Annotated in this window: 1 protein-coding gene; it reads left to right on the top strand. The window is 17.8% G+C overall.

Going from position 1 to position 466, the window contains the following annotated elements; genetic code table 11:
• Window positions 1–409: 409 nt before the first annotated feature.
• The coding region (locus GBZ86_RS18815) for a beta-N-acetylglucosaminidase domain-containing protein (RefSeq protein ID WP_152892531.1) at window positions 410–466 on the top strand (57 nt) is incomplete at its 3' end.

The raw sequence follows: 466 nt of genomic DNA, 5'->3' as shown, positions 1-466 counted from the left end.
TTATTAAATTTTCTAGAAATTAATTTTTTAATAATAAATCTATATAAGAAGATTTTTCTACTATTTATAATATGAATTAAAAATAAATTTGACATAATAAAGCACATAAATTTTGCAAATTATTACAAAGACTTTATTATTATCTAATGCTTTCTTGAGAAATAGAAATTTTGTATTAAAATACTTTTAATAATTATCTCTCTATTAGAGCTTATAATAAAAAATCTAATAAGTACTTAAAAAAAATTTCATGAAATACTTAATTATAGTTCTAAAATTAAATTATTTGCATATATTTATATGGTATACAATTTAAAAATTTAGTTAAGTAGTTATTAAATAGAAAACTAATGTTTAATACAAAACATAACTTTTAAATTGTTAAATATATATGGGTAATTAATCAACTATGGAATGGAGAGGTGTAGTAGAAGGTTTTTATGGAAACCCTTGGACACATAAAGAT

It is taken from the genome of Clostridium tarantellae (assembly GCF_009295725.1).
GTDB classification, from domain to species: Bacteria; Bacillota; Clostridia; order Clostridiales; family Clostridiaceae; genus Sarcina; species Sarcina tarantellae.
The sequence above is the reverse complement of the archived record's forward strand: the minus strand, read 5'-3'. Positions and strand labels throughout refer to the sequence as shown.